This is a genomic window from Pseudomonas sp. ICBG1301, assembly GCF_016918385.1.
GTDB lineage: Bacteria > Pseudomonadota > Gammaproteobacteria > Pseudomonadales > Pseudomonadaceae > Aquipseudomonas > Aquipseudomonas palleroniana.
The window spans coordinates 22863-49578 of record NZ_JAEKGB010000001.1 but is presented as its reverse complement, the minus strand read 5'-3'; the positions used below and the strand labels follow the sequence as shown (position 1 = coordinate 49578).

Below are 26716 nucleotides of genomic sequence, written 5' to 3'. Positions count from 1 at the left end.
GGGGCATGCCCCCTCCCCCATTTATTGCGCGACTAATGCGTCGACTTCAGCGGTGCCGGGAGACGTCGCCGGCCCCCAGCGCGTTACCGCCAATGCCGCGGCGGCATTCGCCCGTCGTGCTGCCGAAACAGGATTCAAGCCATTGGCCAAGCCGGCAATCAACACGCCTGCATGCGCATCCCCGGCGCCGTTACTGTCCACGGCCTGCACTTTGAAACCGGGCACCTGCTCCACTGCTCCCGAGCGCCCGACCCAGCATCCATTCGGCCCATCGCGTACCACCAGCAATGCTCCGACAGGCAGGAGTCGGCTCAGCTGTGGCAATGCGCCTGCAATCTGCGGCGCACCGGTAAATGCCAGGGCTTCGGGACCATTGCTGGTCCAGATATCGATACGCGGCAACAGTGCGCGCATCGGGGCCGAGTCTCGCGTGGTTACCAGCGGGCCAGGGTCAAACACCACCGTGATCGCCCGGGGCAGCGCCAGCAACCAGTCCACCAGCGGCTGCGCCTTGCCCTCCAGCAATAAGCTGTAACCGCTGACGTACACGTAGTCGTCCAGCTGCGGTCGAACCCTGGCCAAGTCCTCCGCGCTCAATTCGCCCTCGACGCCGATATGGGAGATGAAGGTGCGCTCGGTGGTGGCTTCGGTCAGGCACACGCACAAACCAGTGTCCTTGCCCGCACTGGCCGCAAGGGCCATCTCAATGCCCTCGGCCTGCATCGCCGTACGGGCCAAATCACCAAAACGTCCGTCACCGTGTCGGCCCAGATAGACCGCCGCCAGCCCATTACGTCGAGCGGCGGCCATGACATTGAAGCCACCACCGGTTTCAAAGCTGGCCGATTGCGCCAAGACATCGCCGCCCGTGGCCGGCAAGGTATCCAACGCCATGACCAGATCGACGATGACCTGGCCGGTGTGCAGCAATCTAGACATTGTGGTTCTCGACAAGTAACGCGGGGCGACGGTCGGCCGCGCCGCCCAGTACCGCATAGATTCCGCCGGCCACCAGGAAGGTGACGATCCAGCCCAGGCCGTTATGGCCCAGCCAGGAGTCGGACAACGGCCCGGCGAACCAGATGTTTTCGGCGGTGGTACCGATAGTGGTGAAGCTGAAGCCCAGCACAATCGCCACGGCCCAGGCGCCGAACGCACGCCACTCCACGCCACCGCGATACCAGTAGGCACTGCTTGGGCTCACATCCAGCAAGTCTTTGGCGCTGTAGTAGTGACGGTGGATCAAGTCCACCACGAAAATCCCGACCCACGCGGTAATCGGCACCGCCAGCAGCGAGATGAAGGTGATGAACGGGCCATAGAAACTGTCGGCGATCAGCATGAAGTAAATCGAGCCGGCGAAGATCGCCACGATGTCGACGATCACCGCATGCACGCGCTTGACCTTGAGGCCGAGGGTCAAGGTGGTGAGCCCGGCCGAGTACACCGAGAGGTTGTTCGACAGTAGCAGCCCACCAAAGGCGGTGATCAGGTAGGGCACGGCCATCCAGGTCGGCAACATGTCGCGGATCGCAATGATCGGGTCGGTGGCCGACGCCAGGTCGTGATTACCCACCGACAACAGCCCCCCGAGGGTGATCAACAGCACCAGCGGAATGCCCGCGCCAAACGCGGCGGACGCCACCAGGCGCGCGGCCTTGACGCTGCGATGCTGGTAGCGCGACATGTCGGCACCGGCGTTGGCCCAACCGATCCCGGTACCGGCGGCCATGGTGCCGACGCCGATGATCATCGCGCTCAGCGGTGCCGGCGTGGCATTGAATACCGCGCTCCAGTCGATGGTGGCGCAGAGGAAGCCACCCACCAGAATGTTCAAGGCGCCAAACACGTAGGTGGCCCACTTCTGGATCACCAGCAACGTCGCATGCCCGAGGCCGGAAACCGACAAGGTCAGCAACACGAAAATCGCGATGAAGATCAAGGTCAGCACGGGTGCGCTTTTCGCTTCGACCGGCGAATGGAACAGGATCGAACACAACGACAGCAACACAAAGGCCGCCGTGGTGGTGTTGACGGTTTCCCAGCCCAGGCGCGACATCAGCGACACCACCGTAGGGCCGATATTGCCGCGCACGCCGAAGATGGCGCGGGACAAGGTCAGGCTGGGCGCCCGGCCACGACGCCCGGCGATCGAGATAATGCCCACGACCGCAAAGGAGCCGGCAGCGCCGAGGATGGCGACAATGATCGCCTGCCAGATGGACAAGCCACGGAACGCCACCAGGGTCGCCCCAAGCGGCAAGCCGAGGATGCTGATATTGGCCGCGAACCAGACCCAGAACAGTTGCAGCGGATGGCCGTTGCATTCGCTCTCAGGGACGGGCTCGATGCCGCGTGTTTCCAGTTGCCCGGCGCTCTGGCCGGAAGAAATGCTGCTCATGGGGAGCTCCTGGTGCCGGTATTGTTATGGTTGTTTTATTCATGTGGGAGCAAGCCCCCTCCCACAGGTTTGCCTGCGGCGCCTAGCGCAGTGCGAGCAAGGCTGTGACCAACGGCTGTAGATCCAGACGATTGACGGCCTTGACCTGTTCGATCATCGCCTCAGGCCAACACTGCAACCCCAGGCACGCGCCGAGCATGGCGCCGAGCATCGCGGCGATGGTGTCGGTGTCGCCGCCGAGGCTGGCGGCCAGGCACAGCGCTTCGAATGCGCTCATATCACCCACCGCCACTTGCTGGGCCAGGGCGAACGACACCACTACCGATTCCTGGGACGCCACGGAGGTGCCGATCAACTCATAAAGCAGGTCGGCGAACAGCGCCTTGTCGCCGCTGCCCACGCTCAAGGTGCGCGCCCAACTGATCCGCGTGGAAATGCGTCCGCCAGCCACCCAATAGCCATGGTCCTGCGCTTGTTGGGCGATCTGGACGCCGATGTTCAAGGCTTCACCCAAGTCCACTCCGTTGATGCCGGCCGACACCACCGCCGCCACCGCCGCCGCACTGGAGATGCCCAGCGTGGTGTTATGGGTGACCTGGCACGCCTGGATCACCGCCTGGATAAACTGCGCCGGGTCGCGGATGTCGGCGGCAATGCCCACCGGCGTAATACGCATGGCCGCACCATTGGTGGTGCCGTAGCGTCCGGACTCTTGCGGCGTGTGGCCGGCGAGGATCATCTCGATCGCGCGCTTGGTCGACGGGCCGAGCAAATCCTGGGAGCCCTTGGCGCGCATGGCTGCTTCCCAGTCGATCAGGCGTTGGGCGAGCACCTGGGGGTCGATCTTGCCCTGGCCTTCGACCAGTAACTCACCGACCAGGATCGCTTGCTCGGTGTCATCCGTAATCGAACCGGCCGGCATGTTCGGGGCGATAGGCTGGTCGGCGTGAGCGTCTTGCAGAGCGGTGATGGCACCAAATTGCATGCGCACTTGCTCTCGACTCAGGGACTGGGTGGGCATCCCCAAGGCATCGCCCAGGGCCAAGCCGTAGAAAGCGCCAAGCGCGCGGTCTTGCGGGCTCATTTCGACGCTCCAAACTGCAGGTGCAGACGAAAATGCAGAGGGTCCAGCCAGCTTTCGACATATTCCATGAAACGCTCGCGACGGTCGTAGGTAGTGCGTGCGGCTTTGAGAAACACGCAGCCGGCGGGTCGCCCGAGCAACTCGGCATCGTCGTCACTCAAGGCTTCGGCGCCGATCCATTGGTCGCCGTTGGCGCCTATGTAGCCAAAGGCTGCCAAGGTGATGGTCAGTGAGTTATCGATCAAGCCGACGCTGGGCAAGCTTTCCAAACCACCGCAAGCGGGCATCAGCGAGCGCTCCAGGGACACCGCGACACCATCGGGGGTGCGGCGCAGGCGATCGAGCGCAATGAACTGGTCGCTGCCGAAACGGCTGAGCAGGTCAGGACGGGTTACGGCTTCCAGACGCAAGATATCGGTGGTCACCTGCGCGCCCGTATCGGCCAAGGCCTGGGCCCACCCGCTGCGTTGGTCGAGCGCCATGCCGTCAAAGGTGACGATGGAGCCGACACCGCTCTGAGTGGCGATGTAGTTGCGCCGCTTGAGTTCGGCCAGTGCTTCGCGCAGGGTGCCGCGGCTGACCGCGAACTCTTCGGCCAACTGGTGCTCGCCGGGGAGCAGGAAACCGTCGGCCATCACTCCAGCCTCGATCCGGCGGATGAGTTCGTCGACGACGCGTTTTTTCTTATCAAATCGAACATGTTTAATCATGTACAAATTGATAGCCGAAAGCGCCGGTTTCCCGCAAGCAAATTATTTCAGGGAGCTGAAAAAACGCGCCTCAGGGTTCCAGGCCAATAGGGAAAAACGCCCCGCCGCTCCAGACACCCAGCCAGTTCTGACCGTTGATCGGGCGACTCACCGCCAGCTCGACCAATTGATAGAACGCGTTGCGATGCACGAGTGCCTCCAGGTTGGTACGCACCCGCAGATAGGGGGCCGGTTCCTGGGTGACCGGATCGATCACCACCCGCAACGGGTGGTCGAGGCCGGCGTCGATCTGCTCGTCGACATTGGTCGTAAAGCGCAGCACCTGGTCTTCGCCCTGCCCTTGCACCTCCAGGGTCAACGCGACAAACGGCGCATCATCGACGCGGATGCCGACCTTTTCCACGGGCGTGACCAGAAAATACTCGTCACCGTCACGGCGGATGATATTGGAGAACAACTTGACCATCGGCTTACGCCCAATCGGCGTGCCCTGATAAAACCAGGTGCCATCGCGGGCGATGCGCATGTCGATGTGGCCGCAGAAATCCGGATTCCACAGGTGCACTGGCGCCGGTCCCTTACCCTTGGGCAGTTGGGCCAACAGATCATTGGCCTTGGCGGAATCGGTCATCGGGTTCTCCTGCTCTTACTGATTGCTCATGCCCAGCAAGCCTCGGGCGTACTGCGCCAGCGGGCGGGCAATCAGATCTTCTGGCTTGTTGTCGTGGAACGTCAGTAAACCGCCACGACTGCGAATGCGTGCAGTATCAATCAAATACTGGGTGCTGGTCTCGATCAACATGATCTGGATCACCCCGCTATCCAGGCCCAGTCGGTCCAGGGCCTGCTGATCGGTCCACTCATCGGCGTTGCCGATACGGTCATCGGCTGCCGCAAAGCGGCAATACAACAGGTAATGCGCCCCTGCGGCGCGCGCTTCAGCCATGGCTTGTTCGAGCCCTTCGGGCTTGCGGGCGCGGCGTACCATGGGGAAATACTCGACGAAGCCATTGAAGGCTTCCTCGGCCACCACGTTGGGGCGCGGGTAGGCGCTGCCCGGCGGTACAAAGGCGCCCTGGGCGATAAACACAAAGGAGTCCGGCTGTATACGAACCGAGGCCGTACGGCGTGTATCACTGTGGTCCAGCAACCCGGCGTCGCTCATCTGATAACGGGTGCCTTCGGCCATATCGCTGACGGTCATGCAACCACTCAGCGTCAACGACGCCAGCAACAAAACCAGACTACGCATCCTAATCCTCCAGAAGCCGGTGACGGAAAACCGGCGAATGGGGGTCAGATGCAGGTTTTGCGCCATTTGGTAGCAACACATGACAAATGTGGGAGGGGGCTTGCTCCCGATGGACTGCGTAGCAGGCCCATTTTTGAGGCCGCTGCGCGGCCTATCGGGAGCAAGTCGAATCGTCGCACCGCCCCTCCCACATCGGGTGTTGGGTTGCCCTGGGGGTGGGTTAGCCGCCAATGATCTTCATGATTGTCGCGCCGCCGGAGAAGGCGACTTCCTGCTTGTCGCCCAGGGCTTTCATCAACAAGCCTTGCAGGGCCGGCAAAGCCTGGTGGCGCGGCTTGTCCAGCAGGTCACCGATGTAATGCCGGTTACTCGACGACAGGCAACCATGCAACCAACCGGTAGAGGACAGCCGCAGTCGCGAACACGTGCGGCAAAACGGTACGCTTTCATTGGCGATCACACCGAAGAAGCCTTTGCCCGGCACCTCATAGCGCACCGCCGTAGCATCCACGGGGGCATCGGCCTGCAGATAGTCGTGATGTTCGCCGATCAGGCTGAGCAGTTGCTGCAGGCTGACAAATTGCTGCAGGAACGCGTTGGAGTCCTTGGCCAGGTGGCCCATGCGCATCAGCTCGATAAAGCGCAGCTCGTAGCCACGCTCCAGGCAGTAGTCGAGCAGCGGCATGACCTGGTCCAGGTTCTGCCCGCGCAGTGGCACCATGTTGACCTTGATCTTGATCCCGGCCGCACGGGCCTGGTCCATACCGGCGAGCACGCTGGCCAGGTCGCCGCCACGGGCAATGCCGCGGAAGGCGTCGGCGTCCAGGGTATCGAGGGAGACGTTGATGCGCCGGATACCGGCATCCAGCAACAGCGGCAGTTTGCGCGCAAGCAACTGGCCATTGGTGGTCAGGCTGATGTCACTCAGGCCCATCTGCCCTACCGCGCCCATGAAGGCTTCCAGCTTGGGGCTGACCAACGGCTCGCCGCCGGTGATACGCAGGCGGTCGATGCCCGCCGCTTCGATCAGGTAGGCCACGCCACGCGCCATCGCCTCAGCCGAGAGTTCATCCTGGGCAGCCACCAATCGCTTGCCATTGGGCACGCAATAGGTACACGCATAATTGCAGGCTGAAGTCAGGCTGATCCGCAAATTGCGAAACCGCCTGCCTTGACGATCAACGATCATGGATCACTCCGGCAGAGGATAATGTGGGCGTGCTAGAAGCTGACTCAATAATCAGCTTTTAGCAAGATCCCTGCCTGAGTATATTCCCGGGATACCGCGCCAGGCAGAAAATCATCAGGGTGCGGGCGGCAGGTCCGTCGAGTGTTTGCGCTTGTTGCCCATGCGCACACCGATGTCCATCAAGAACTGGAAAAAGCCTTCCTGATCTTCCAGCACATTACTCCAGAACGGCGAGTGATACAGCGCCACGGCGCCGTGCACCAACGCCCAGGCGGCGCAGTAGTGGAAATAGGGCGGCACATCTTCAAGCTTGCCTTCGCTGATGCGGCCCTTGATCAGCAAGGTCAGGCGTTCGAAGTTCGAGGCACGGATCTTGTGCAGCTCCTCGACCATTTCCGGCACCTGATGCCCCTTGACCACCTTTTCTTCCAGGCGGTCGAACAGGCGATAACGCTGCGGGTCGCGCATGCGGAACTCGAAGTAGGCGCGGGACAGGGCTTCCTTGTCCTTGTCCACGTCGGCCGAGTGCAACAGCTCGTTCAAGTCGCGCTCGTAGTCGAGCATCAGGCGCAGGTAAATCTCGGCCTTGGACTTGAAGTGCTTGTAGATGGTGCCTTTGCCGATACCCACGGCATCCGCAATCATCTCGACGGTGACGCTGTCTTCACCTTGTTCGAGGAACAGCTTGAGTGCGGTGTCGAGAATTTCCTGCTCGCGGCGGCGAAACTCACGGACCTTACGGGGTTCTTTTTGCATGAGGAAAAGGTCTGCAGAGTGAATAGGTGAAGGGTTGCGCAGGGCCAGGGATACCTGGCGATACGATTTACCCGGTTCGAGGGATTATCCCGACTGAACGGTCGTTGGGCAACGCCTATGTGAACCCGCTCCGCACTAAACTTTCAGCACGCCAACGTTTTTACCGATATCAGTCAGAAATAATACGCAACACCTGCACCTGCCCATCAACCCAATGAGAACTCAAGGGAAGCGCGTGTATTCCAAATCTGTTTAAAAAACGATCAGATCCGACTGGACTGAATAGGATAGTGATCAATACTTCAACTGTCGGCGTGGCATCTCCCCCAAGTGGCGCGTCGACCCGGGTACCGACGGACTGCGTACCCTTGTTTACTCCTAATGGTCTTAGCCCGGATTCACCCCCCAGAACCCGGGTTTTTTTTGCCTGCCGTTTAAGCCTCTTACACAGCGACGTGAGCCAACGGAAACAGGCGCCGGAAATTCTCGGTAGTCTGTTCGGCAAAACGCTCGTAGGACTCGCCGCGCAGCATCGCCAGATAATCCGCCACGTCGCGCACATACTCCGGCAGGTTCGGTTTGCCCCGATGGGGAATCGGCGCCAGGTACGGCGAATCGGTCTCCACCAGCAAGCGGTCGGCCGGCACTTGGCGCGCCACGTCACGCAAAGCGTCAGCATTGCGGAAGGTGACGATGCCTGACAGGGAGATGTAGAAACCCAGGTCCAGAGCGGCCTTGGCCATGTCCCAGTCTTCAGTGAAGCAATGCAGCACACCCGCCTGGGGCAGTGCGGCTTCGCGCAGCAAGGCCAGGGTGTCGGCGCGGGCGCCACGGGTATGGACAATCACCGGCTTGGCGGTTTGCCGGGCGGCTTGCAGGTGCAGGCGGAACGACGCTTGCTGCAATTCGGCCGCTTCAGGCTCGTAGTGGTAATCCAGCCCGGTCTCGCCGATGGCCACCACGCGCGGGTGGTTGAGTTCACTCAGCAACCAATCGAGGGCCGGCGCTTCGCCGGGCTTGAGGTCCAGCGGGTGGATACCCACCGAGCAATCCACATCGGCGTAACGCTCGGCCAGGGCCTTGACGTCGGCGGCGTTATCGGCGCTGACGCCAATACACAGGAAGTGCCCAACCCCGCGCTGGCGCGCCGCTTCAAGGGCAGCGTCAAGGGAGCCGCCGTGCTGGGCAAGGTCGAGTCGATCAAGATGGCAATGGGAATCTACGAGCATAGGAAGTTACAACTTGAGTCACGATAAGTGTCTGGCCAACGATACACCCGTCAGCCACGGAAATTAACGACGTCCGAGCAGACCGGCCCATTGCACCAGCAGTGCTTCGAGCAACAGCACACGGTTGAGGTTGGCCTTGCCGAGGATCTTCTGGCGCTGAGCGAGAATCCAGTCCTGGATATTCAGTACCTTGTCCTGCGCACTTTTCTGCGCGAGGTACTGCACCACTTTGCGCATATCGGGCAGTCCCAGGCCGCTTTCATCCTGGGTCAACTGGTAGCGCAGGATCAGGCTCGACCAGTTGCAGAACCAGTCGAACAGCAGCAGCAGGGGAACATCCTTCCAGGCGCTTTCAGCCAGCTGGGTGGCCGAGAGTTCCTGCTTGAGCAGTTTCTTCACCCCATCGACCACCAGCGCCCGCTGCTCACGCACGCCCTGGGCCTGCAGCTTGACGGCGGCCAAAGGGGAACCGGCGGCCAGGGTCAACAGCTCGACCCGCTCATCCGCGGAACAGTCCGGCAGTGCCTGCGCCAGCCACTCAAGGCTCATCGCCTCACTCGGCAATGGGCATGCCTGCTGCACGCAACGACTGCGAATGGTCGGCAACAAACGGCTGGACTGATGGCTGACCAACAGCAGTACCGTATCGCCGGACGGTTCTTCCAGGCTCTTGAGCAAGGCGTTGGCGGCGTTGATGTTCATGGCCTCCACCGGCTCGATCAAAACCACCTTGCGCCCGCCCATCTGTGCGGTCTGCACCACGAAGCTGACGAGGTCGCGCACCTGGTCGACCTTGATCGCCTTGTCGGCCTCCTCGGGTTCCAGCAGGTAGTTATCCGGGTGGCTGCCTGCCTTGAGCAACAGGCAGGACTTGCATACGCCGCAGGCGTCCAGGTTGACCGGTTGCTGGCACAACAGGCTCGCCATCAAGCGCTCGGCCAGATCACGCTTGCCGATACCTGCCGGCCCGTGCAGCAGGTAGGCGTGGGCGTGCTGGGCACGACCGGCCAATTGCTGCCAGAGGCTATCCTGCCAGGGGTAGGCTTCAGCCACGGGTGCGCTCCAGCAATGCAGGCAACAGCGCATCGATGGCGTGTTGCACTTGAGTCAGGGGCTGCGCCGCGTCCAGCAAATAGTAACGCGCAGGCTCGGCGGCGGCGCGCTTGAGGAACGCCGTGCGCACGGCATCAAAAAAGGTGCGGCCTTCCAGTTCGAAACGGTCCAGGCGACCACGGGCGCTGGCCCGCGCCAGGCCGACTTCAACCGGCAGGTCGAACACCAGGGTCAGGTCAGGGCGCAAATCGCCTTGCACGAACGTTTCCAACTTGGCGATGCGCTCCACCGACAAACCCCGGCCGCCGCCCTGATAGGCATAGGTGGAGTCGGTGAAACGGTCGCAGATCACCACGGCACCGCGTGCCAGCGCCGGGCGAATCACTTCGGCCAGGTGCTGGGCACGGGCGGCGAATACCAGCAGTAGCTCGGTGTCCGGGTTCATCTGTTCTTCACCCGGCGCCAATAACACTTCACGAATACGTTCGGCCAGCGGCGTGCCCCCTGGCTCACGGGTCAGCACAACCTCGATGCCCTCTGCGCGCAGCCGTTCGGCCAGGTAATCGCGATTGGTGCTTTTGCCGGCACCTTCCGGGCCTTCCAGGGTAATAAACAAGCCAGTCACAGGCAGTCCTTAGTCAGAGTCATTGCAGGCTTTGCGGCGCGGCGGTGTCCGGCGCGGGCTCAGTGGGCGCATCGGCCGGTGGCGTTGTGTCTTGCGGCGGCTTGACCACCGGCGCCGGGCTGGAGCGATAGTCGGCACGGCGCTTGAGTTGAAACTCACGCACGGCCGCATTATGCGCATCCAGGTCATCGGAAAAAATATGGCTGCCATCGCCACGCGCAACAAAATACAGGCTGCTACCCGGCACCGGGTTCAACGCCGCGTGGATGGCCTCGCGGCCGACCATGGCGATCGGCGTCGGCGGCAGGCCGGCGACCATGTAGGTGTTGTACGGGTTGGCCTCCTTGAGATGCGCCCGCGTCAGCTTGCCGGTGTAGCGTTCGCCCAGGCCGTAGATCACCGTCGGGTCGGTCTGCAGCAGCATGCCCATCTTCATGCGCCGCACGAACACCCCGGCAATCTGCCCCCGCTCCTCCGGCACCCCGGTCTCTTTCTCCACCAGCGAGGCCATGATCAGCGCTTGATAGGGATCGGTGTAAGGTGCATCGGCAGCCCGCTTGCTCCACTCCTGAGCGAGTACATCGTCCAGGCGGTTGTAGGCTTTTTTCAGGAATTCGACATCGGTCATGCCGCGCACGAAGCGATAGGTGTCCGGGAAGAAGCGCCCTTCTGGAAACACGTCCGGGTGGCCGAGTTTTTCCATCACTTCCTTGTCGCTCAGGCCGGACAGGGTCTGCACAATTTTTTCGTGCTTGGCCAACGCTGCGCGCACCTGGCGGAAATTCCAGCCTTCGACCAGCGTCAGGCTGTATTGCACCACTTCGCCACGCTGCCATAGACCGATCAAGCCTTCAGCAGTCAAGCCAGGGGTCATGCGGTATTCGCCGCTGTGCAGTGGCTGGCCGTCAAGGTTGAAACGCCAGTACAGGCGCAGCCAGAAGGCACCGTCAAGCACACCCTCGGCCTCCAGGCGATTGAAGGTGCCCGTCGGGGTTGCCCCGGCCGGTACATCCAGCAATTGCTCCTGGCTCAGCTTCAGGGGTTGTTTCAGGGCAGAATCGAGCTTCCAGGCCGAAAAGCCCAGCACAATGCCTGCCGAGACCAAGCCTATCAGCAGCAATAAAAGCAGTTTTCGTATCAACTCAAATATCCAATAGTGCGCGAACAATGCCCTGCAGTTTACGGGTGAGCGGCCCAACCGACCAGCTCATCGCAGCGCAGCCACGCACCGGCCAAATGCCATAAACGCTGTTGCACACAAACACTTCGTCAGCCTGCCGCAACTGCTCCAGGCTGATGTCGGCCACGCTAACCGGGAGGCCCAGTACCTGCGCCTGGGCCAAAACCTCAGCGCGCATGACCCCGGCAACCCCGCAACGATTCAGATCAGCGGTCAGCAACCCGCCGTCGCATACCAGGAACAGGTTGCTGAACACGCCTTCGATCACGCGACCGGACATATCCAGCATCAAACCTTCGGCATGCTCGGCGTCCTGCCACTCGGCGCGAGCGATCACCTGCTCCAGGCGATTGAGGTGCTTGAGCCCTGCCAGTAATGGCTGTTCGGCCAAGCGGGTGGCGCACGGAAACAGGCGGACACCTTCAAGTCCATGGGCCGGGGGATAGGATGCGGGCGGACTGCCCTGCAAGATACGGCGCACGGGAGCGCCAGGGTTGATGCCGTAACCGCGCTGGCTGTCGCCGCGGGTAAGGATCAACTTGAGAACGCCGTCGCCGAGGGCGGCGGCATACGCCAGCACTTCGCTGCGGATCAGTGACTGATCCGCAACCAGCGCCAACCGCCTGCACCCCTCATCCAGGCGTTGCAGGTGGCGGTCGAGCAACACAGGCTGCCCGGCCCTGACGGCGATGGTCTCGAACACCCCGTCGCCATACGCCAGGCCGCGATCTTTCAGAGGCACGCTGCCCGCTGGCTGACCGTCGACCCAGCTGTGCATCACTCGGCGAACCGGCGGAACACCAGGGAACCGTTGGTGCCACCAAAACCGAACGAGTTGGAGATTGCCACGTCGATCGGCATGGGCTGCGCTTCGTGGGGCACGAAGTTCAGGTCGCAACCTTCGTCCGGCTCATCGAGGTTGATGGTCGGCGGTGCGACCTGATCCTTGATGGCCATTACGCTGAAGATCGCCTCAACCGCGCCCGCCGCACCCAACAGGTGGCCGGTCATGGACTTGGTCGAGCTGACTGCCAGCTTGTAGGCGTGTTCGCCAAACACCGACTTGATCGCCTCGGCTTCCGCCAGGTCACCCGTCGGAGTCGAAGTGCCATGGGCATTGATGTACTGCACCTGGTTGGCATTGACCTTCGCGTCACGCAGGGCATTGGCGATGCAGCGGGCAGCACCGGCACCGTCGGACGGTGGCGAGGTCATGTGGTAGGCGTCACCGCTCATGCCGAAGCCGATCAGCTCGGCATAGATGGTGGCACCGCGCGCCTTGGCGTGCTCCAGCTCTTCCAGTACCAGGGCACCGGCGCCGTCGGACAGTACGAAACCGTCACGGCCTTTGTCCCACGGACGGCTGGCACGGGTCGGCTCGTCATTGCGGGTCGACAGTGCGCGAGACGCGCCAAAGCCGCCCATGCCCAGACCGCAGGCCGCCATTTCGGCGCCGCCGGCGATCATCACGTCGGCTTCGTCATAGGCGATGTTGCGCGCCGCCATGCCGATGCAGTGCGTGCCGGTGGTGCACGCCGTGGCGATGGCGTAGTTAGGCCCCTGTGCCCCCAGATGGATGGACAGGAAACCGGAAATCATATTGATGATCGAGCCCGGCACGAAGAACGGTGAAATTCGACGGGGGCCGGAATCGTGCAATGTGCGGCTGGTTTCTTCGATATTGGTCAAACCGCCAATACCTGACCCCATGGCCACGCCGATGCGGTCACGGTTGGCGTCGGTGACTTCCAGGCCGGCGTTACGCACTGCCTGAAAACCGGCTGCCAGGCCGTATTGAATGAACAGGTCGAGCTTGCGGGATTCCTTGACCGAGAGGTACTCCTCGACATTGAAACCCTTTACCGAGCCGCCAAAACGGGTGGAATAGGCAGAAAGGTCCGTGTGTTCGATCAGACCAATACCACTGCGGCCAGCCAGAATGCCCTGCCAACTGCTCGGCACATCCGTGCCCAGTGGCGACAACATACCCATACCGGTGACTACGACGCGTCTACGCGACACAGCACTCTCCTTTTTCTAATGACGACACTTTTGCTTCATCGCTTACTTTTCATCAGAGCTAAAGAAAAAACCGCACGCCGTTACAGCAGTGCGGTTTTTCCCTGACAGCAAGCGACGACTACAAACTATTACGCCTGGTGGGCAGTAACGTAGTCGATAGCAGCTTGAACAGTAGTGATTTTTTCAGCTTCTTCGTCCGGGATTTCGGTCTCGAATTCCTCTTCCAGAGCCATCACCAGCTCAACGGTGTCAAGGGAATCGGCACCCAGGTCTTCTACGAAGGAAGCAGTGTTGACCACTTCTTCTTCCTTAACGCCCAGTTGCTCGGCGACGATTTTCTTGACGCGCTCTTCGATGGTGCTCATACCTTGTTTAACTCCTAATGGACAAATTCAGGCAGCTGGCCAGTGGGTAAGTGTATAGAAAGCCATTTCAGCTTTTCAACTGAAAGCTTCACCCTGTACCCAGTCGGCCACCTGCCTATAAATTAAGTTGCAGCTTTATAACGGATTTTAGACAGCTCGTATGACATTTTTTTGAAGCGATCCGTCACAATTTAACTCATGTACATCCCGCCGTTCACCGGGATTGTAGCCCCAGTCACGTATGCCGCACCGTCGGATGCCAGGAAAGAGACCACATTCGCGATCTCTTGAGCCTGGCCCAGACGGCCCAGCGGAATCTGCGTCAGCAAGGCTTCACGCTGCGCCTCAGGCAGTTCACGGGTCATATCGGTGTCGATGAACCCAGGGGCCACCGAGTTGACCGTAATCGACCGCGAACCGACCTCACGCGCCAGTGCACGGCTGAAACCTTCCAGGCCGGCCTTGGCGGAGGCATAGTTTACTTGGCCTGCGTTGCCCATGGCACCCACTACGGAGCCAATATTGATAATTCGGCCCCAACGCGCCTTGGTCATGCCGCGCAAAACGCCCTTGGACAAGCGAAACAGACTGTTCAAGTTGGTGTCGACCACGTCGTACCACTCGTCGTCTTTCATACGCATCATCAGGTTGTCGCGGGTGATGCCGGCGTTGTTTACCAGGATCGACGGAGCGCCGAACTGTGCAGTGATTTCAGCCAGTACGGCAGCCACGGACTCATCGCTGGTCACGTTCAGCTCAAGGCCAGTGCCCTGAACGCCGTTTTCCTTCAGGGTCGCGGCGATACGCTCGGCGCCCGAAGCGGAAGTGGCGGTGCCGATCACGACCGCGCCCTGACGGCCCAATTCCAGGGCGATCGCCTGGCCAATGCCACGGCTTGCGCCGGTGACCAGTGCAACTTTACCTTGCAGACTCATGCAGGCTTCTCCTAAGTGTGGGGATCAGGCCAGTGCCGCGCGCGCGGCAGCGAAGGCATCCGGGGTATTCAGGTTGGCAGTCGACACGCCGTCGGCACAGCGCTTGTTGAGGCCGGCCAGGACTTTGCCCGGGCCACACTCGACCAACTCGGTGGCGCCGTTGGCAGCCAGAGCCTGGACCGATTCAACCCAACGCACAGGCTTATAGAGCTGCTCCAGCAGGTCGCGCTTGAGGGTGCCGAGGTCGGCAGCCACGGCGGCGCTGACGTTCTGTACCAACGGAATCTGCGGCGCCTGCCAGTCGATCGCATTGATGGACTCGGCAAAACGCTCGGCGGCCGGGCGCATCAGCTCGCAGTGGGACGGCACGCTCACCGGCAAGGGTAGCGCACGCTTGGCGCCACGGGCCTTGCAACCTTCGATGGCGCGCTCAACGGCAGCCTTGGCGCCGGCGATCACCACTTGGCCCGGGGAGTTGAAGTTGACCGCACTGACCACTTCGCCCTGGGCGGCTTCGGCGCAAGCCTCGATCACCACAGCATCGTCCAGGCCCAGGATCGCGGCCATGCCGCCCTGCCCGGCCGGAACGGCTTCTTGCATCAACTGCCCCCGACGCTCGACCAACTTGACCGCTTCGGCCAGGGTCAAGCTGCCCGCGGCAACCAATGCACTGTATTCACCCAGGCTGTGGCCGGCAACGAATGCCGGGCGCGCGCCACCTTCTGCCAACCACAAGCGCCACAGGGCGATCGAAGCGGTCAGGATGGCCGGCTGGGTTTTGTCGGTTTGATTGAGTTGCTCTTCCGGCCCTTGCTGGGTCAGTGCCCACAGGTCATAACCCAGGGCATCGGAAGCTTCCTTGAAGGTTTCCAGAACCAGCGGATATTGCGCGCCCAGCTCGGCCAACATGCCGAGGGACTGCGAACCCTGCCCTGGAAAGACGAATGCGAGGGATGTAGACATGTAACAAGCCCCTAATGATCTGGTCGTCAAAAAATGGTCGCTCCTACGGTGGGAGCGAACGAAACTGACAGATTGGATGGTCAATTGAACTGGCCGGTCACATTTAAGCATTCCCGGACCGATTCGCCTAAGACAACAAATCCTCAAGACGGCCGTGCAAACGCTGCGGCAGGTTTTCCTGGATTTCGATCACGGCACGCGCAATCGCACTTTGAAAGCCTTCCACCCCCGCCGAGCCATGGCTTTTCACCACGATGCCCTGCAAACCGAGAAAGCTGGCGCCATTGTGCCGTGCCGGGGCCAGATCAGCCTGCAAGCGGCGCATCAACGGCAATGCCAGGGCGCCGACCACACGCGACGCCAGGTTTCGCCTGAACAACGCTTCAATACGCGTGGCGATCATGGTCGCCAGGCCTTCGCTGGATTTGAGCAGAATATTGCCAACAAACCCATCGCACACCACCACATCCGCTTCGCCCCGGTACAAACCATCACCTTCGACAAAGCCGATGTAATTCAAGCCCCGCGCGCCCTGTAACAACGTAGCCGCCAATTTGACCTGCTGGTTGCCCTTGATGTCTTCGGTACCGATGTTCAGCAGGGCCACCCGCGGCCGGGCCACGCCCAGCGCTTCGGCAGCCACCGCGCCCATCACGGCGAACTGGAACAGGTGCTCGGCGCTGCAATCGACGTTCGCGCCCAGGTCCAGCAACTGGCAATAGCCCTTCTGCGTCGGAATTGCCGCCACCATCGCCGGCCGATCAATACCGGGCAGCGTCTTGAGCACATAGCGCGACAACGCCATCAAGGCCCCGGTGTTCCCCGCACTGACACAGGCTTGCACCTTGCCATCGCGTAACAGCTCCAGGGCCACCCGCATCGAGGAATCAGGTTTGCCACGCAAGGCGGTCGCAGGCTTTTCATCCATGCCGATGGTTTCGCTGGCCGGCGTAATCGTCAGGCGCGCGCGATCCACTGCCGGATGGCCAGCAATCAGTTCTTCAAGTAAGGAGGGTTGACCGACGAGGGTCAGGTGCAGCGAGGGCGTAGCAGACAGGCTGGCAATGCAAGCCTGAACAATGCTGCGGGGACCGAAGTCCCCGCCCATTGCGTCAATCGCGATGACTTGAGCAGACAAGTGATTACTCGTCAGCGCCCTTGTCGATCACTTTACGGCCACGGTATACACCTTCTGGCGATACGTGGTGACGCAGGTGAACTTCACCGGTGGTCTTTTCTACGGACAGGGTGCTTGCCTCGAGAGCGTCGTGCGAACGGCGCATGTCACGGGCGGAGCGGGATTTTTTGTTCTGCTGAACAGCCATAATTGATTAACTCCTAAACGTTTGGGTCACGCTTTAACTGCGCCAATACACTGAACGGGTTGGACCGCGTTACCTCGTCCTCGCTCGGTTCGGGCTCGTCATCGAGGCCCGCCGGCTGCTGGCATTCTTCCGGATGATGAGCAGGCACAATGGGCAAGGCGAGCAAAAGCTCCTCCTCGATCAGTGCATGCAGATCCAAAGGATCTTCGCCCAGTTCCAGCACGTCATAACCTTTCGGCAACGACTGGGTATTCGCACCCTCCTTCACCACGGCATAACTGCACTCGCTGTGGATCGGCAGGGTGACCAGCTCAAGACAACGCTGGCAAACCATTTTGACTTCGGTGTCGATAAAACTGTGGATTACCACAGCCTTACGCTCATCTCGTTCAAAAACGAATTTGGCCTGCACCGTACCGACAGTGTCGGAAAGCGGGTCGCAGAGTCTCTCCAAATCGGCCAACGGCAATTCACCTTGAAGGGAAGTGCCACGATCTGCCAATTTGCGCGGGTCAACGTGAGGTGGAATCGGGTCATTCAACATAGGCGCAGCATTATAGGGATGCACCCAGCCATGTCAAAGGAAATTCAGCCCTGTGCGTCAGCCGGTCGCCCCGCTAGAATCGGTGACTGCCTTGAGGAGACGTCCATGCTGCCTTTATTACTCGCATCCAGCTCGGTTTATCGCCGGGAATTGCTGAGCCGACTGCACCTGCCGTTCATCTGCAGCTCGCCGGATATCGACGAAACCCCTCACGCAAATGAGTCCGCCATGGCGCTGGTCAAGCGCCTGGCCGAAGACAAGGCCCGCGCCCTCGCCACTACCCACACAGGGCACCTGATCATCGGTTCGGACCAGGTAGCCGCGCTTGACGGCCAGATCATCGGCAAACCGCACACCTTCGAGAAGGCTCGCGAACAGTTGCTAGCGGCCAGCGGCAAGCGCGTCAGCTTCCTCACCGGCCTGGCGCTGCTCAACAGCCAAACCGGGCAGTGCCAGGTGGATTGCGTGCCGTTTACCGTGCACATGCGTGTCCTGGACGCTGAGCGCATCGAACGCTACCTGCGGATCGAGCAGCCGTATGACTGCGCAGGCAGCTTCAAAGCCGAGGGTTTGGGCGTGAGTTTGTTTCAGAGCACAGAAGGGCCGGATGCGACAAGCTTAGTGGGCCTGCCGCTGATCCGACTGGTGGATATGCTGCTGGCCGAAGGCGTACAGATCCCCTGACAACACTACAAAACCTTTGTGGGAGGGGGCTTGCTCCCGATTGCAGTGGGTCAGCTACAAATAAAGTGACTGATACACCGCTATCGGGAGCAAGCCCCCTCCCACATTTTAAGCTGCATACACCTGGAGGTATCAGCGCAAAGTCGGGCCCTGGAAGCCCATATACAAGGCCAGCTTCTCCGCCACACTGGCACCGAGCTTCTTGGAGAACCGATCGAACGGCGATTCTTCAACCGTGAAATCTACCAACTCCTTCTCGCCCACCACATCCCGCGCCACCGAACTGGCACTGCCCAACCCATCGATCAAGCCCAGCGGCAATGCCTGCTCGCCAGACCATACCAACCCGGAGAACAGCTCCGGATGGTCTTTATCCTTCAGGCGATCACCACGCCCCTGCTTCACACTGGCAATGAACTGACGATGGGTAGTGTCGAGCACGCCCTGCCAGAACTGGGTTTCATCGGCTTTTTGCGGCTGAAACGGGTCCAGAAACGCCTTGTGCTCACCCGAGGTATAGGTGCGACGCTCCACCCCCAGCTTCTCCATGGTGCCGACAAAGCCGTAACCGGCAGCCGTCACACCAATGGAGCCGACCAGACTGGCCTTATCGGCGTAGATCTGATCAGCGGCGCTGGCGATGTAATAAGCACCCGAGGCACCCAGGTCGGCGATCACTGCGTACAGCTTGGTATCCGGATGCAGCGTACGCAGGCGGCGAATCTCGTCATACACGTAGCCTGATTGCACAGGGCTGCCACCTGGGCTGTTGATGCGCAGGATCACGGCCTTGACCTTGGGATCTTCGAACGCAGCGCGCAGGCTGCTGACAATGTTGTCGGCGCTGGCCGACTCCTTGTCGGCTATCACCCCACGCACTTCGATCAGCGCAGTGTAGTGACTGCCACGGGTAGCGCTCTTTTCCACGTCCATCAAAGGACTGAACAGCGCCAGCATGGCGAGCAGGTAAACAAAGGTCAGCAATTTGAAGAAAATACCCCAACGCCTTGAACGACGCTGCTCCTGGACACTGGCCAGCAGCGTCTTCTCCAACAGCTTCCAGCTTTTATCGTCGCTGCTTTCGGCCTTTTCGGGCGCTTTCCACTCGTCACTCATGCCATCAACCCCAGCAAAGACTTATCGGGCCCGACGGAGCCAGGCCTGCAATTCAGAAAAATGATCAATCATCAGCCTCGGCTCGTAGGGCTGCAAGGCCTCGGCCGACTGGGCACCATAGCTGACGGCCACACTGTCCATCCCGGCATTGCGCGCCATCATCAAGTCGAAGGAAGCATCCCCCACCATCAACGCCTGGCGCGGCGCTACACCACAGTGAGCCAGGATCTGCTCCAGCATCAGAGGGTGAGGCTTGCTGGCAGTTTCATCCGCAGCGCGGGTGATATCGAAATAATCCTCAAAGCCATGGGCCTTGAGCACACGATCGAGCCCGCGCCGGGCCTTGCCGGTCGCCACGGCGAGGTGATAGCCCTCGGCGCGAAAGGCCTCGAGGGATTGCCGCACGCCATCAAATAGCGGCGAAGGCTGCGCCTCCAAGGCAATATAATGATCGGCATAGTGCTGGCGAAACGCGATCAGCTCTTGATCGTCGATCTCCGGATACAACGTGCGTATCGCTTCAGGCAAGCCCAGGCCGATGATGCCCTTGACCGCCAGGTCGCTGCACAGCGCGAAGCCGGAGCGGGTCGAGGCCATGTGCATGGACTCGACAATGCGGCCAATGGAGTCAGCCAGCGTGCCATCCCAATCGAAGATCAGCAACTTGTAGTCAGGGTGCGGCACTCAAACGCTCCACGGTCTGGGCCCACATCTCGTCGACCGGCGCCTGCAGCTTCAGCTCGCCACCGTCCGGCAGCGGCACGGTCAGCATGTAGGCGTGCAAGAACAGGCGCTTGCCGCCCAGGTCGCGGATTTCCTTGGAGAAATCTTCGTCCCCGTACTTGGTATCACCTGCAATACAGTGGCCCGCGTGCAAGGTATGCACGCGAATCTGGTGGGTACGCCCGGTCACCGGCTTGGCCTCGACCATAGTGGCGAAGTCGCCGAAACGGCGTAGCACCTTGAACAGAGTCAACGCCTCCTTGCCCTCCTCGTCCACTTCGACCATCCGTTCGCCGGAGCGCAGATTGCTCTTCTGCAACGGCGCCCGGACGCTCTTGAGGGAACTGGTCCAGTGGCCGCGCACCAGCGCCATATAGCGCTTGTCCACACCGTCACCCCGCAGGGCGGTGTGCAAGTGACGCAACATGCTGCGTTTCTTGGCGATCATCAGCAGGCCGGAGGTGTCACGGTCCAGGCGGTGAACCAGTTCCAGCTCCTTGGCATCCGGGCGCAACTGACGAAAGGCTTCGATGACCCCGAAATTCAGGCCACTGCCACCGTGGACCGCAATGCCACACGGCTTGTTGATCACGATCAGCTTGTTGTCTTCGAAGACAATCGAGGCTTCCAGGCGCTGCAACAAACCCTGGGCCAACGGCACAGGTTCGTCACGCTCCGGCACGCGAACCGGCGGCACACGGACGATATCGCCCGCCTGCAGCTTGTACTCGGGCTTGATCCGGCCCTTGTTCACGCGCACTTCACCTTTTCGCAAGATGCGGTAAATCAAGGTCTTGGGCACGCCTTTGAGCCTGGCCAGGAGAAAATTGTCGATGCGTTGGCCGGCATATTCCGGCGAGACCTCAAGCAGCTGGACGCTGGGGGTCTGGGGGGCGGTAGTCGTCATGGCGGCGATGATAACAATTTTTTATGGAATTGAAGCACTTAATCATTACTGCTATAGTCGCGAACGCCGCCAAAAGCGGCCTGGCCAGAGGACTTGCGGCAAACTGCCAGCCCTGACCATCGCAATTCATCAGGACGCGAGGCCGTCCTACGGGGCTTTCGCCACGTTGGAAGACTCGGGATTGTAACAAGCGCAGGTGACATGAGGCCTGAAGCGAGTGCAGAAAGCAGAGTGAATACTCGCGTTTTGCGCCGATATTTACGGCCAGTTCACAAAGTGCAGTCAGTCTTGAGCCAGACCATGGCGAATGCTTCGGAAATAACGCCTGTTAAGAGCTGAGTGAGAGCGCAATCGCCCACACCCAGTCCTGTTTAGCCATGAGCGTGAACTCCCCATTGGAGAACACGGTAAATGCCAACCCGCTGCGGATTCTGCGCGCGGCAGCACCCGAATTATCAGGGATACGTGTAGGGTGGAGATGCACAACCGTCGGACCGTGTAGCACTAGGCTTATATTTAGACGCTTCATCTCGTCCACAGTCGCCGGTTGATTCCTCCTCCTGACCTTAGCTTTTGTTGAAGTGGTGCCTTTGTCACCACCGCTAACAAGCAGGACGCGTCCGTCGCGATACCGGCCCAATTGGCTGGTGTTTGCTGGACACTGGAGTGGCCAACCACTCTTGACGCACCTGACACCGACCGTGAGAAGTCGTGTGTGCCGAACGCCGTTTCCGGCAGCCCGGAAACCGACGGTACAACATGAAAAGAATGCTGATTAACGCAACTCAACCCGAAGAGTTGCGTGTTGCACTGGTAGATGGCCAACGCCTCTACGACCTGGACATCGAATCCGGTGCACGCGAGCAAAAGAAGGCCAACATCTATAAAGGCCGTATTACTCGCATCGAACCAAGCCTTGAGGCTGCCTTTGTCGACTTCGGCTCCGAGCGCCACGGCTTCCTGCCCCTCAAAGAAATCTCCCGCGAATACTTCAAGAAAGCTCCTGAAGGCCGCGTGAACATCAAGGACGTCCTGAGCGAAGGCCAGGAAGTCATCGTCCAGGTCGAGAAAGAAGAACGTGGCAACAAGGGCGCCGCCCTGACCACCTTCATCAGCCTGGCCGGCCGTTACCTGGTCCTGATGCCGAACAACCCACGTGCCGGCGGCATTTCCCGTCGCATCGAAGGCGAAGAGCGCAACGAACTGCGTGAAGCGCTGAACGGCCTGATCGCCCCGGCCGACATGGGCCTGATCGTGCGCACTGCCGGCCTGGGCCGCAGCAGCGAAGAAATGCAGTGGGACCTCGACTACCTGCTGCAACTGTGGACCGCCATCAAAGAAGCGTCCCTGGATCGTTCCGCGCCGTTCCTGATCTACCAGGAAAGCAACGTGATCATCCGCGCCATCCGCGATTACCTGCGCCAGGACATCGGCGAAGTGCTGATCGACAGCGTTGAAGCCCAGGACGAAGCCCTGACCTTCATCCGCCAGGTGATGCCGCAGTACGCCAGCAAGATCAAGCTGTACGAAGACAGCGTGCCGCTGTTCAACCGTTTCCAGATCGAAAGCCAGATCGAGACCGCCTTCCAGCGCGTGGTCGAACTGCCTTCCGGCGGCTCCATTGTGATCGACCCGACCGAAGCCCTGGTGTCCATCGACATCAACTCGGCGCGTGCCACGAAAGGTAGCGACATCGAAGAAACCGCCCTGCAGACCAACCTGGAAGCGGCTGAAGAAATCGCCCGCCAGTTGCGCCTGCGTGATATCGGCGGCCTGATCGTGATCGACTTCATCGACATGACCCCCGCCAAGAACCAGCGCGCCGTGGAAGAGAAAGTCCGCGAATGCCTGGAAGCTGACCGCGCCCGCGTACAGGTCGGCCGCATCTCGCGCTTCGGCCTGCTGGAAATGTCCCGTCAGCGCCTGCGTCCGTCCCTGGGCGAAAGCAGCGGCATCGTCTGCCCGCGCTGCAACGGCACCGGCATCATCCGTGACGTTGAATCGCTGTCCCTGGCGATCCTGCGCCTGATCGAAGAAGAAGCCCTGAAAGACCGCACCGCCGAAGTCCGCGCCCAGGTGCCGATCCCGGTCGCCGCATTCCTGCTCAACGAAAAACGCAACTCGATCACCAAGATCGAACTGCGTACCCGTGCCCGTATCGTGATCCTGCCGAACGATCACCTGGAAACGCCGCACTTCGAAGTGCAGCGCCTGCGTGACGACAGCCCGGAAGCCCACAACAACCAGTCCAGCTACGAAATCGCGGCTGCCGCTGCCGAAGTGGAAGAAGTCCAGCCGGCTGCCGCGACGCGCACCCTGGTTCGCCAGGAAGCTGCCGTGAAGACTGCGCCGGCGCGTGCCAATGCACCGGTCCCGACTGAAGCGGCCGCCCCAGCTGCCGCTCCGGCCGCCCTGCCTGAGCCGAGCCTGTTCAAAGGCCTGGTGAAATCGCTGGTCAGCCTGTTCGCCACCAAGGAAGAGCCTGCTGCTCCGGTTGTGGTTGAAAAACCGGCCACCGAACGTCCGGCGCGCAACGAAGAACGTCGCAACGGCCGCCAGCAGAGCCGTAACCGCAACGGTCGTCGCGATGAAGAGCGCAAGCCACGCGAAGAACGTGCGCCGCGTGAAGAACGCGCGCCACGTGAAGAGCGTGCACCTCGCGAAGCCCGTGAAGAAACCCCGACCGTAGCCCGCGAAGAACGCGCACCGCGTGAAGAGCGTGCACCGCGCACGCCACGTGCACCGCGTGAAGATCGCAAGCCACGTGGCGAGCGTGAAGAACGCGTGCGTGAACTGCGCGAACCGCTGGATGCAGCGCCAGCCGCTGCCGCTACCGTTGCCGGTGCTGCGGTCGTCGCCGAAGAGCGCCCGGCTCGCCAGCCACGTGAAGAGCGTGCGCCTCGTGAGGAGCGCCAACCACGCCCACCGCGTGAAGAGCGTCAACCACGTGCCGAACAAGCCGCTGCCGCCAGCGAAGAAGAAGTCCTGAACGGAGAAGAGCAACTGCAGGAAGACGGCCAGGACAACGCCGAAGGCGATCGTCCACGTCGCCGCTCCCGTGGCCAGCGTCGTCGCAGCAACCGTCGTGAGCGTCAACGCGATGCCAATGGCAATGTGATCGAAGGCTCGGAAGAAGCCGGCGAGAACGCCGAAGCCGCTACCAGCGAGCCGACGGGCGCCGAACTGGCTGCCGGCCTTGCCGTGACTGCCGCCGTGGCCAGCTCGGTCATCAGCGCACCTGCTGAAGCCCAGGCTCACGAACAGGCTGAACGCGCAACTGCTGCTGTTGAAGAAACTGCGGTTGTTGAAGCACCTGCTGCCCAGACCCCAGTGGTTGAAGCGCCGGTTGCTGAAGCACCTGTCGTTGAAACCCCAGTCGTAGAAGCACCAGTAGTCGAAGCCACTACCCCAATCGAAGCTCCGGTTGTTCCGGAAGTGGAAGTTGCCCAGGCTCCTGAAGCCCAGCCAGAAGTTGAAGTGGCGGCTGTTGAGCCTGCACCTGCACCTGCGGCCGAGCCTCAGCCTGAGCCAGTGGTCGAGGCTGCTATTGAAGCTCCGGTTGTCGAAGCGGCTCCAGAAGTACGAGAAGTTCGCGAAGAACAGACCGCCTTCCAATGGACTGCCGAGCCAGCTGCTCCGGTTGAAACGCCAACGCCTACCCCTGCGGTAGAAGAAGTGTCGGAACCAGTTGCCGAAGTCGTGGCTGCCGAGCCAGCCCCAGTGGTTCAGCCTGCTCCGGTCGTAGAACCTGCAGCAGTGGTTGAGGCGCCGGTAGCTGCCGAAGTGGCTGCCCCTGTGGTTGAAGCCGCACCGGTCAGCGCCCTGACCGAAAACGGCCGTGCACCGAACGACCCACGTGAAGTGCGCCGTCGCCGCAAGGAAGCTGAAGCCGCCGCAGCAGCTGCTGCCGCAGCACAGGAAGCAGAACACGAGAGCAAACCTCTCGCCTGATTCCAGCCGCCACAAGAAAGCCCCGCCTGAGTGATCAGGCGGGGCTTTTTTATGTGGTCTGAAAATGCCGCTGATTCCATGTGGGAGGGAGCAAGTCCCCTCCCACACTCAGATCGGCTTGAAGTTCAAGGACTGCGGAATATCGACATCCCAGAGCACACCCGGGTCTTCAACCGCCACTTCGCTGACCAACGCGTGCGCAAACAATGATCGTCCTCCACGATCACCGGTCAATGCCATCAGCTCAAGCCCAAATGCCTGGTCAAACGCTACAGGATGCCCATACCGCCCATCCTGCACCGGCACACGGATACCGCCCGCCTCCAGCCCGTCGATCACCCGCTCAATGCTCGAGGACCGAATAAACGGCATATCTCCCAGCACCACCAGCCAGCCATCCGCCGCACCGCTGGCCGCGACCGCCGCGGCAATGCTGTCGCCCATGCCCGCTGATTCCAGCAACACGACTTTGCAACCCTGCGCCTCGGCCAACCGAATGACCTCCAGGCGCTCCGGCGAGGTCACTACCCAACGCTCAACGAGCGTCGCCGGCAGGTTCACCAGCACCTGCTCGAGTACCGGCCGCGTCACGCCATCCAATCCGCTGCAGTCGGCCAGCAGCTTGTCCTGGTCGGTACCGGCTTCGGCACGGAAACGACTGCCCTGCCCTGCCGCCAGCACAATCGCCGTCACCGTCACTCGGCGGCCACCGGCAGCGGCTTTTTCTGCATCGGCGCAACACCATTCTTGATTGCGACGACTTCAGCCATCAGCGACAAGGCAATTTCAGCAGGCGTGTGGCTACCGATGTGCAAGCCGATCGGCCCATGCAAGCGCGCAATCGCCTCGGCCGTCAGCCCGAGCGCCGCCAGGGTTTCCCGGCGCTTCTGGGTATTGACCCGCGAGCCCAGCGCGCCGACGTAGAAGGCATCGGAATTCAATGCCGTCAGCAACGCCATATCATCCAGGCGGGGGTCGTGGGTCAGGCAGACGATTGCTGTGCGCTCGTCGGTCTGAATGTTCAGTACCGCCTCATCCGGCATGCCCGGCACAAACCGACCATGCTGTTCTTCCCAGCCGTAGATGAACTCTTCACGCGGGTCGCAGACCAACACTTCGAAATCCAGCAAGCGCGCCATTTGCGCCACGTAGCGCGACAACTGCCCGGCACCGATCAACAGCAGGCGCCAGCGCGGGCCATAGATGGCGCGCAGGCGTTCCCCGTCAAATGTCACCACATCCGTTTTGCTTGCGCTGCCGAGGGTCACAGTACCTGTGGCCAGGTCCAGCTCCCGGGCGACAATCTGATGGTCCTCACAACGCGCCAGCAGCTGTGCAACCCATTGCCAGTCGCCTACCCGTTCTTCGGTCAGGCGCAACGTGCCACCGCACGGCAGGCCGAAGCGCGCCGCCTCATCGCGGGTCACCCCGTATGTCACTAACTGCACGGGCGGGCCATCTTCCGCCAGGCGACCATCTTGCAGGCGCGCAATCAGATCATCCTCAATGCAACCGCCGGACACCGAGCCGATCACGACGCCGTCGCCCCGCAATGCCAACATCGCCCCGGGCGGACGCGGTGCACTGCCCCAGGTCTGGACCACGCTGTACAACACCACCCGCTGCCCGGCGCGACGCCATTCGAGCACACTGCGCAGGACATTCAGATCCACGCTATCCATCCAACCTCCTGCCGACCTTA

Annotated in this window: 27 protein-coding genes; 2 read left to right on the top strand and 25 right to left on the bottom strand. The window is 61.3% G+C overall.

The window, feature by feature from the left end; genetic code table 11:
• Positions 1-21: 21 nt before the first annotated feature.
• The 20 genes from JBE38_RS00240 to JBE38_RS00145 all read right to left on the bottom strand — a co-directional run bounded on the left by JBE38_RS00240 (position 22) and on the right by JBE38_RS00145 (position 17633).
• Positions 22-939 (bottom strand): PfkB family carbohydrate kinase, encoded by a 918-nt coding sequence (locus JBE38_RS00240; RefSeq protein ID WP_205343314.1) that lies wholly within the window; start codon positions 937-939, stop codon positions 22-24.
• Complete coding sequence (locus JBE38_RS00235; RefSeq protein WP_205343313.1) at positions 932-2401, bottom strand: purine-cytosine permease family protein; 1470 nt, start codon at positions 2399-2401, stop codon at positions 932-934. The genes JBE38_RS00240 and JBE38_RS00235 overlap by 8 nt, the downstream gene beginning before the upstream one ends.
• Positions 2402-2483: 82 nt before the next feature.
• Complete coding sequence (locus tag JBE38_RS00230) at positions 2484-3485, bottom strand: ADP-ribosylglycohydrolase family protein (protein WP_205343312.1); 1002 nt, start codon at positions 3483-3485, stop codon at positions 2484-2486.
• Positions 3482-4195 (bottom strand): GntR family transcriptional regulator, encoded by a 714-nt coding sequence (locus JBE38_RS00225; RefSeq protein ID WP_090369118.1) that lies wholly within the window; start codon positions 4193-4195, stop codon positions 3482-3484. The genes JBE38_RS00230 and JBE38_RS00225 overlap by 4 nt, the downstream gene beginning before the upstream one ends.
• A gap of 70 nt (positions 4196-4265) precedes the next feature.
• Entirely contained in the window at positions 4266-4826 is a 561-nt protein-coding gene (locus JBE38_RS00220; RefSeq protein WP_126870971.1) for a DUF1285 domain-containing protein, read from the bottom strand.
• 15 nt (positions 4827-4841) lie between these two features.
• Positions 4842-5447: a DUF4823 domain-containing protein gene (locus JBE38_RS00215; protein ID WP_060756296.1), complete on the bottom strand. Its 606-nt coding sequence runs from the start codon at positions 5445-5447 to the stop codon at positions 4842-4844.
• Positions 5448-5667: 220 nt separating this feature from the next.
• Entirely contained in the window at positions 5668-6636 is a 969-nt protein-coding gene (locus JBE38_RS00210; protein WP_090369113.1) for a GTP 3',8-cyclase MoaA, read from the bottom strand.
• Positions 6637-6750: 114 nt separating this feature from the next.
• Positions 6751-7392, bottom strand: coding sequence for a TetR/AcrR family transcriptional regulator (locus tag JBE38_RS00205; protein WP_090369111.1), 642 nt, complete (start codon positions 7390-7392; stop codon positions 6751-6753).
• Between the two features lie 443 nt (positions 7393-7835).
• Positions 7836-8621, bottom strand: coding sequence for a TatD family hydrolase (locus JBE38_RS00200; protein ID WP_161549528.1), 786 nt, complete (start codon positions 8619-8621; stop codon positions 7836-7838).
• A 63-nt stretch (positions 8622-8684) separates the two neighbouring features.
• Positions 8685-9674, bottom strand: a complete 990-nt coding sequence (locus tag JBE38_RS00195; protein ID WP_205343311.1) for a DNA polymerase III subunit delta' — start codon at positions 9672-9674, stop codon at positions 8685-8687.
• Entirely contained in the window at positions 9667-10299 is a 633-nt protein-coding gene (gene tmk / locus JBE38_RS00190; RefSeq protein ID WP_090369108.1) for a dTMP kinase, read from the bottom strand. The genes JBE38_RS00195 and tmk overlap by 8 nt, the downstream gene beginning before the upstream one ends.
• Positions 10300-10318: 19 nt before the next feature.
• Positions 10319-11440: an endolytic transglycosylase MltG gene (mltG, locus tag JBE38_RS00185; RefSeq protein ID WP_060756302.1), complete on the bottom strand. Its 1122-nt coding sequence runs from the start codon at positions 11438-11440 to the stop codon at positions 10319-10321.
• Between the two features lies 1 nt (position 11441).
• Positions 11442-12257, bottom strand: a complete 816-nt coding sequence (gene pabC, locus JBE38_RS00180) for an aminodeoxychorismate lyase (protein WP_205343310.1) — start codon at positions 12255-12257, stop codon at positions 11442-11444.
• Complete coding sequence (fabF, locus tag JBE38_RS00175; protein WP_060756304.1) at positions 12257-13501, bottom strand: beta-ketoacyl-ACP synthase II; 1245 nt, start codon at positions 13499-13501, stop codon at positions 12257-12259. The genes pabC and fabF overlap by 1 nt, the downstream gene beginning before the upstream one ends.
• A 128-nt stretch (positions 13502-13629) precedes the next feature.
• Complete coding sequence (gene acpP, locus JBE38_RS00170) at positions 13630-13866, bottom strand: acyl carrier protein (protein WP_007987170.1); 237 nt, start codon at positions 13864-13866, stop codon at positions 13630-13632.
• Positions 13867-14057: 191 nt separating this feature from the next.
• Positions 14058-14801: a 3-oxoacyl-ACP reductase FabG gene (gene fabG, locus JBE38_RS00165; RefSeq protein WP_060756305.1), complete on the bottom strand. Its 744-nt coding sequence runs from the start codon at positions 14799-14801 to the stop codon at positions 14058-14060.
• A 24-nt stretch (positions 14802-14825) separates the two neighbouring features.
• Positions 14826-15764, bottom strand: coding sequence for an ACP S-malonyltransferase (gene fabD / locus JBE38_RS00160; RefSeq protein ID WP_060756306.1), 939 nt, complete (start codon positions 15762-15764; stop codon positions 14826-14828).
• A gap of 127 nt (positions 15765-15891) precedes the next feature.
• Positions 15892-16902 (bottom strand): phosphate acyltransferase PlsX, encoded by a 1011-nt coding sequence (plsX, locus tag JBE38_RS00155; RefSeq protein WP_205343309.1) that lies wholly within the window; start codon positions 16900-16902, stop codon positions 15892-15894.
• A gap of 4 nt (positions 16903-16906) precedes the next feature.
• Entirely contained in the window at positions 16907-17089 is a 183-nt protein-coding gene (gene rpmF, locus JBE38_RS00150) for a 50S ribosomal protein L32 (RefSeq protein WP_003179396.1), read from the bottom strand.
• A gap of 13 nt (positions 17090-17102) precedes the next feature.
• On the bottom strand, positions 17103-17633 hold the full coding sequence (locus tag JBE38_RS00145) for a YceD family protein (protein ID WP_090369098.1): 531 nt from the start codon (positions 17631-17633) through the stop codon (positions 17103-17105).
• Between the two features lie 105 nt (positions 17634-17738).
• Here JBE38_RS00145 and JBE38_RS00140 point away from each other — a divergent pair, with 105 nt between their 5' ends.
• Entirely contained in the window at positions 17739-18317 is a 579-nt protein-coding gene (locus tag JBE38_RS00140) for a Maf family protein (RefSeq protein WP_090369096.1), read from the top strand.
• Between the two features lie 132 nt (positions 18318-18449).
• On the opposite strand, the gene JBE38_RS00135 is transcribed toward JBE38_RS00140, so the two are convergent.
• From JBE38_RS00135 to rluC, 3 genes are read right to left on the bottom strand one after another with little or no spacing between them, the layout of a single operon-like run.
• Entirely contained in the window at positions 18450-19433 is a 984-nt protein-coding gene (locus JBE38_RS00135) for a S49 family peptidase (protein WP_060756310.1), read from the bottom strand.
• A gap of 21 nt (positions 19434-19454) precedes the next feature.
• Positions 19455-20117, bottom strand: coding sequence for an HAD-IA family hydrolase (locus JBE38_RS00130; RefSeq protein WP_205343308.1), 663 nt, complete (start codon positions 20115-20117; stop codon positions 19455-19457).
• Positions 20104-21063: a 23S rRNA pseudouridine(955/2504/2580) synthase RluC gene (gene rluC, locus JBE38_RS00125; protein ID WP_205343307.1), complete on the bottom strand. Its 960-nt coding sequence runs from the start codon at positions 21061-21063 to the stop codon at positions 20104-20106. The genes JBE38_RS00130 and rluC overlap by 14 nt, the downstream gene beginning before the upstream one ends.
• A gap of 768 nt (positions 21064-21831) precedes the next feature.
• Here rluC and rne point away from each other — a divergent pair.
• Positions 21832-25014 carry a ribonuclease E gene (gene rne, locus JBE38_RS00120; protein ID WP_205343306.1) on the top strand — a complete coding sequence of 1061 codons (3183 nt, stop codon included), beginning with the start codon at positions 21832-21834 and terminating at the stop codon, positions 25012-25014.
• Between the two features lie 108 nt (positions 25015-25122).
• Here the strand turns inward: rne and JBE38_RS00115 are convergent, their stop codons facing one another.
• Positions 25123-25713 (bottom strand): NTP transferase domain-containing protein, encoded by a 591-nt coding sequence (locus tag JBE38_RS00115; protein WP_205343305.1) that lies wholly within the window; start codon positions 25711-25713, stop codon positions 25123-25125.
• The gene (locus JBE38_RS00110; protein ID WP_205343304.1) at positions 25710-26696 is read right to left on the bottom strand and encodes an XdhC family protein; all 987 of its coding nucleotides are present in this window, start codon (positions 26694-26696) and stop codon (positions 25710-25712) included. The genes JBE38_RS00115 and JBE38_RS00110 overlap by 4 nt, the downstream gene beginning before the upstream one ends.
• Between the last annotated feature and the right edge of the window lie 20 nt (positions 26697-26716).

Bases quoted from the DNA above. Each gene is read 5' to 3' on its own strand.
- JBE38_RS00225 (WP_090369118.1), bottom strand. From the start codon at position 4,195: ATGATTAAACATGTTCGATTTGATAAGAAAAAACGCGTCGTCGACGAA.
- JBE38_RS00205 (WP_090369111.1), bottom strand. From the start codon at position 7,392: ATGCAAAAAGAACCCCGTAAGGTCCGTGAGTTTCGCCGCCGCGAGCAG.
- fabG (WP_060756305.1), bottom strand. From the start codon at position 14,801: ATGAGTCTGCAAGGTAAAGTTGCACTGGTCACCGGCGCAAGCCGTGGC.
- JBE38_RS00140 (WP_090369096.1), top strand. From the start codon at position 17,739: ATGCTGCCTTTATTACTCGCATCCAGCTCGGTTTATCGCCGGGAATTG.
- JBE38_RS00215 (WP_060756296.1), bottom strand. From the start codon at position 5,447: ATGCGTAGTCTGGTTTTGTTGCTGGCGTCGTTGACGCTGAGTGGTTGC.
- rpmF (WP_003179396.1), bottom strand. From the start codon at position 17,089: ATGGCTGTTCAGCAGAACAAAAAATCCCGCTCCGCCCGTGACATGCGC.
- JBE38_RS00135 (WP_060756310.1), bottom strand. From the start codon at position 19,433: ATGAGTGACGAGTGGAAAGCGCCCGAAAAGGCCGAAAGCAGCGACGAT.
- JBE38_RS00200 (WP_161549528.1), bottom strand. From the start codon at position 8,621: ATGCTCGTAGATTCCCATTGCCATCTTGATCGACTCGACCTTGCCCAG.
- JBE38_RS00230 (WP_205343312.1), bottom strand. From the start codon at position 3,485: ATGAGCCCGCAAGACCGCGCGCTTGGCGCTTTCTACGGCTTGGCCCTG.
- fabD (WP_060756306.1), bottom strand. From the start codon at position 15,764: ATGTCTACATCCCTCGCATTCGTCTTTCCAGGGCAGGGTTCGCAGTCC.
- JBE38_RS00235 (WP_205343313.1), bottom strand. From the start codon at position 2,401: ATGAGCAGCATTTCTTCCGGCCAGAGCGCCGGGCAACTGGAAACACGC.
- JBE38_RS00110 (WP_205343304.1), bottom strand. From the start codon at position 26,696: ATGGATAGCGTGGATCTGAATGTCCTGCGCAGTGTGCTCGAATGGCGT.
- acpP (WP_007987170.1), bottom strand. From the start codon at position 13,866: ATGAGCACCATCGAAGAGCGCGTCAAGAAAATCGTCGCCGAGCAACTG.
- pabC (WP_205343310.1), bottom strand. From the start codon at position 12,257: ATGCACAGCTGGGTCGACGGTCAGCCAGCGGGCAGCGTGCCTCTGAAA.
- rne (WP_205343306.1), top strand. From the start codon at position 21,832: ATGCTGATTAACGCAACTCAACCCGAAGAGTTGCGTGTTGCACTGGTA.
- JBE38_RS00210 (WP_090369113.1), bottom strand. From the start codon at position 6,636: ATGATCGTTGATCGTCAAGGCAGGCGGTTTCGCAATTTGCGGATCAGC.
- JBE38_RS00220 (WP_126870971.1), bottom strand. From the start codon at position 4,826: ATGACCGATTCCGCCAAGGCCAATGATCTGTTGGCCCAACTGCCCAAG.
- JBE38_RS00145 (WP_090369098.1), bottom strand. From the start codon at position 17,633: ATGTTGAATGACCCGATTCCACCTCACGTTGACCCGCGCAAATTGGCA.
- rluC (WP_205343307.1), bottom strand. From the start codon at position 21,063: ATGACGACTACCGCCCCCCAGACCCCCAGCGTCCAGCTGCTTGAGGTC.
- JBE38_RS00240 (WP_205343314.1), bottom strand. From the start codon at position 939: ATGTCTAGATTGCTGCACACCGGCCAGGTCATCGTCGATCTGGTCATG.